The sequence below is a fragment of the Mycobacterium sp. genome (assembly GCF_049278535.1).
Taxonomy (GTDB): Bacteria; Actinomycetota; Actinomycetes; order Mycobacteriales; family Mycobacteriaceae; genus Mycobacterium.
Map to the genome: position 1 here is coordinate 1 of NZ_JBAPMI010000258.1, position 4,588 is coordinate 4,588.

General features: G+C 65.0%; 7 protein-coding genes. 1 reads left to right on the top strand and 6 read right to left on the bottom strand.

The features are described from left to right. Nucleotides 1-16 precede the first annotated feature (16 nt). The 6 genes from WAO18_RS17310 to WAO18_RS17335 form a co-directional block, all read right to left on the bottom strand. Nucleotides 17-646 (bottom strand): hypothetical protein, encoded by a 630-nt coding sequence (locus tag WAO18_RS17310; RefSeq protein ID WP_422207464.1) that lies wholly within the window; start codon nucleotides 644-646, stop codon nucleotides 17-19. Between the two features lie 251 nt (nucleotides 647-897). Further along, a complete protein-coding gene (locus WAO18_RS17315) occupies nucleotides 898-1,287 on the bottom strand; it encodes a DUF1304 domain-containing protein (protein ID WP_422207465.1) in 390 nt (129 codons plus the stop codon). 60 nt (nucleotides 1,288-1,347) lie between these two features. Further along, nucleotides 1,348-2,397 carry a Holliday junction branch migration DNA helicase RuvB gene (gene ruvB, locus WAO18_RS17320; RefSeq protein WP_422207466.1) on the bottom strand — a complete coding sequence of 350 codons (1,050 nt, stop codon included), beginning with the start codon at nucleotides 2,395-2,397 and terminating at the stop codon, nucleotides 1,348-1,350. Continuing rightward, nucleotides 2,394-2,981, bottom strand: a complete 588-nt coding sequence (ruvA, locus tag WAO18_RS17325; protein WP_422207467.1) for a Holliday junction branch migration protein RuvA — start codon at nucleotides 2,979-2,981, stop codon at nucleotides 2,394-2,396. Before ruvA ends, ruvB begins: the two co-directional genes overlap by 4 nt. Next, nucleotides 2,978-3,532, bottom strand: coding sequence for a crossover junction endodeoxyribonuclease RuvC (gene ruvC, locus WAO18_RS17330; RefSeq protein WP_422207468.1), 555 nt, complete (start codon nucleotides 3,530-3,532; stop codon nucleotides 2,978-2,980). Before ruvC ends, ruvA begins: the two co-directional genes overlap by 4 nt. An 87-nt stretch (nucleotides 3,533-3,619) precedes the next feature. Then, nucleotides 3,620-4,123: a hypothetical protein gene (locus WAO18_RS17335; RefSeq protein WP_422207469.1), complete on the bottom strand. Its 504-nt coding sequence runs from the start codon at nucleotides 4,121-4,123 to the stop codon at nucleotides 3,620-3,622. 245 nt (nucleotides 4,124-4,368) lie between these two features. On the opposite strand from WAO18_RS17335, the gene WAO18_RS17340 reads away from it, so the two are divergent. After that, on the top strand, nucleotides 4,369-4,588 hold a 220-nt coding region (locus tag WAO18_RS17340; protein WP_422207470.1), incomplete at its 3' end, for a hypothetical protein.

Below are 4,588 nucleotides of genomic sequence, written 5' to 3' on the forward strand. Positions count from 1 at the left end.
TGTCAAGACCAGGTCGTCAGTGGCTTGGTGCGCGGCGGAACACTCCACCCTTGTTTGCGCGTCGGTGCCGCTGCGGCTCAGGGGACAGTATCTCGGTTTGCTCCGCCGGTGCGTCGAAGTCGACAAAAGAATTCGTCGACGTTTCCAGCTCGGCTTGCTGCGCGATTTCCACGTCACGCGCGGTCCGAATCGTCACCCGCGCCAGGACGGCTCCCCCGAGAAAGACGATCAGTGCACCCAGCCCGGAGAACGATGCGATCTCGATCACCGCGCGCCTGGCATCCGTTGCTGCGATCGGCTGGCCGACGTCGCCGAGTCGCAGTGTCGGCGCGAGCGTGCGGCCGACTACGAACCAGGCGCCGGCGATGACGGCGAGCCACCCACCGAACATCGCGGTGGCGCGGTTTCCGGAAATCAGCAGCAGAAAACCGCCTAATGCGGTGACCGCGCCGGGGAAAACCTCCAGCCATGCGCGTGCCGTACTCCACACCCACGCTTTATCCGGCGGGTATCCGAAATGGAGGTAAGGCCCGATGAAGGGGATCAACGCTCCCCATGCGCCGAGGATCACTAAGAGCAGTCCGCTAACCGCACCACGGCTGCGCGGCATGTGCAGGCTGCCGAAGCCTGACCGCGAGTCATTCATTTTTCGAGTTCTCCTCAAACAGTGGACACCAGGGTGTCGAGCGCGTGCTGGTTACCCAGCTGCGCAGGGACGTGGGTCGGGGGCCGTCAACGCGCGTGCCACGCTAGCCGGGGTACCTTAGACCCGCCCTAGAGCTGGTCGGCTCGCGCTCCGCCGAGCAACGGCGCACTGTGGCACGCAAGCGGATCGTCCGCGACTTATGTACCGAGCACCCGAAGCCAGCAACCGCTGAGTTTTTTCAGGTTCCGCGCTTAGTGCGAGGTAAGACCAATCACCAGCAGGACGATGGCGATCACCGGAAAGATGCCCTGCGTCAGCGCCGCTCGGGCCTTGTCCGGGGCCGACGCCAGCAACACGAGAGCCGCCGCGGCCATGGAACCGACGCCGGCCAAGATGAGCGCCACCCCGATGCCGTGATGCCCGAGTTCGCACGCGCCGATCCCGACACCGGTGACAATCGCCAGGAAAAGGTTGTAGAAGCCCTGGTTGAACGCCAGCAGCTTGGTGGTCTCGGCTTCTTCTGGCGTCGTGCCGAATGCGGCGCGGGTGCGCTTGCTGGTCCAGGTCAGCGATTCCATCGTGAAGATGTAGACGTGCAGCAAACCGGCCAGACCTGCGAATACCAATGCGGCGGTGATCATCAGTCCTCCTTACCTGTGGTGGCGACCCTTCGCCCGGCTACGCCGCGCTCGCGATCGCCACTACTCGAACAGTCCCGGCTGCCCTAACCCGCTGGCCCGCGGTGGCGGCGTCATCCCAAGGTGAATCCACGCCTGCGGGGTGGCTACCCTGCCACGCGGCGTGCGCGCGATCATGCCGGCGCGCACCAGGAAAGGCTCGCACACCTCCTCGACGGTGGTGGCCTCTTCCCCAACAGCGACCGCGAGCGTCGACACGCCGACCGGACCGCCGCCGAAGCTGCGGGTCAGCGCCGTCAGCACGGCCCGGTCCAACCGGTCGAGGCCGAGCTCGTCGACGTCGTAGACCGCCAGCGCGGACTTGGCGACGTCGCGGGTGATCACACCGTCGGCGCGTACCTCGGCGAAGTCACGGACCCGGCGCAACAGCCGGTTGGCGATCCGCGGCGTGCCCCGCGACCGGCGGGCGATCTCCGCACCGGCCTCAGTGCCAAGTTCGATGCCGAGAATTCCCGCCGAGCGGGTGAGGACGCGCTCCAACTCGGCCGGCTCATAGAAGTCCATGTGCGCGGTGAACCCGAAACGATCACGCAGCGGGCCGGTGAGCGCGCCAGACCGAGTCGTTGCACCGACCAGAGTGAACGGCTCCACATCCAACGGAATCGACGTTGCCCCAGGGCCTTTGCCGACGACCACGTCGACCCGGAAATCTTCCATCGCCAGATACAGCATCTCTTCGGCGGGTCGCGCGATGCGGTGAATCTCGTCGATGAACAACACGTCGTGCGCGACGAGGTTGGACAGCATGGCCGCCAGGTCGCCGGCGCGTTCCAACGCCGGACCCGATGTCACCCGCAACGCCGACCCCAACTCGGCGGCGATGATCATCGCGAGCGACGTCTTACCCAATCCGGGCGGGCCGGACAACAGGATGTGATCCGGTGTGCTTCCCCGGTTTTTGGCTCCTTCGATGACCAGCTGCAGCTGTTCGCGCACACGCGGCTGGCCGATGAACTCCCCCAGCGAGCGCGGCCGCAGGCTGGCATCGACGTCACCCTCACCGACGGTCAGGGCGGCAGAGACCTCCCGGTCCTCAGGTTCTTCTTCAGTCATTTCTTCCCCAGCAGCGATAGGGCCGACCGCAGCGCCGTCGACGTGGTGGCCGCCTCATCGGCCGCCAGCACCTTGTCGGTGGCCCCCTCGGCCTGCTTCACCGCAAAGCCAAGTCCCACAAGGGCTTCCACCACCGGGCTGCGAACGCTGTGGCCGTTGACCGGTGCACCTGTCGAGGGCGAGACCGGCCCGATCTTGTCGCGTAACTCGAGCACCAATCGTTCGGCGCTGCGCTTGCCGATGCCCGGCACCCGGGTGAGCGCGTTGACGTCGCCGTCGGCCAGCGCCTGCCGCAGCGCGGTGGCGTCGTAGACCGCCAGGGTGGCCAGCGCGATCTTGGGGCCGACCCCCGAGACGCTCAACAACGTCAGGAAGAGATCGCGGGCGTCGGCGTCGGGAAATCCGTAGAGCGTCTGCGAGTCTTCGCGGACGATCATCGCGGTGATCAACCGGGCTTCGCTGCCGCGGCGCAATGTCGCGAGCGTGGACGGGGCTGCCATCAGCTTGTAGCCGACGCCCGCCGCCTCGATGACGACATGGTCGAGGGCGATCTCGAGTACCTCGCCACGCACTGATGAAATCATTTGGCGGCCTTCACTTTCGCGGCATATCGTTGGCGCTGTTCGGCGGCCCTGGCCTCGGCTTCGGCCATTCGCGCGATCATCGGCGCGCGCCAACAATGACAGATCGCCAGCGCCAGCGCGTCGGCGGCGTCGGCGGGCGTCGGTTTCGTCTGCAGCCCAAGGATTCTGGTGACCATCGCGGTGATCTGAGCCTTGTCGGCCCGGCCATTGCCCGTCACGGCGGCCTTGACCTCGCTGGGGGTGTGGAAGTGCACGTCGATGTCACGCCTGGCCGCCGCGAGCGCGATCACGCCGCCGGCCTGCGCGGTCCCCATCGCGGTGTTCGCGTTCTGATTGGCGAACACTCGCTCTATTGCGACGACATCCGGCAGGTGGGTGTCCATCCAGTGGTCGACGGTGTTACTGATCGTGAGGAGTCGACGTTGCAACGGGTCGTCGGCCGGAGTGCGAACCACGTCGACGTCCAACGCGATGATCTGCCTCCCCCGACCGCTCTCCACCACGGATAGCCCGCAGCGGGTTAATCCCGGGTCGACTCCCATCACCCGCACGCGGACTCCTACCTGTACCGAACGGTTGTTCGATACCTTAGCGGGAGGGATCGACCGCGGCGGGTAGGACACGCACGTTGACGAGTGCTACGACTCGGACGCCGGCCCGTTGGCGAACATGATCACCGACGCCTTCGGATGCTTCTCGAGAGCTTCGGTCAGGGGCACGAGGGAAACGTTGTCACCATCTGCGGAAACTATGAGAACCGAGCCGCGCTGATAGCGAGACAGTGCGTCACGAACCTGGACCAGACCGATCGACGGTGTCGAGAACTGCTGGTCGGCCTGGTCACTGGCCAGCGTGAACGGCATGCGCAGGGTGCCGGGCAGCGCGTCCAGCCAGCCGAACTCGACCAGCAGGCTTACCCAGCCGTTGTCGCCTAGTTCGTAGTAGCTGGCTACTCGCCGCAGTTCTTCGGAGTTGGGGAAGTCGTCGGTGAAGCCGCGACCGGTGCCGCTCGGCTCCCCGTAGTAGCTGGCTCGCGTGAGGCCACAAGCGGTACGCACCTGCTCGATGGTGACATCGGCACGGACGATCTCGGCCTGCAAGAAAGCTTTGAGCGGCCTACCGCGCCTGTCTGTCCGGGTCATGATTAAGACAAATATAGCCGTCCAGGATCCAGCTCAAACTGTCCTTTTTTCAGAGATGCATTCCGCAAAACGGAATCCCAAAGTCGGCTACTACCTGCAGAAATGGCGTTCAAGATCACTTCGTAAAAATTGTTCAAGATCTTTTGGCTGTTTCGCTTCCGTTACGACAACCTGAGGTTTAACTTAGCGGAACCTGAGACGGTCCAGCAACTGAGAAGGTCAAACACGCTACAAAGGGGATACAGATGGCTGGCAAGCACAACTCCAAGGCAAATCGTCAGTCGCGGAAAGCCAAGGGCCGTCGTCGCGCACGCGTGATCGGTCTCGGCGGCGGCGCCGGCGCGTTTTTAGCGTTGGGCCTCGGCCCGCTTGCCAACGCGCCATCGGCCAACGCCGATGACTTCGGAATCCTGGACAGCATCATCGGTTCCCTGTCGTCCGCAGCCCCGGCGCTCGGCTCGGGCT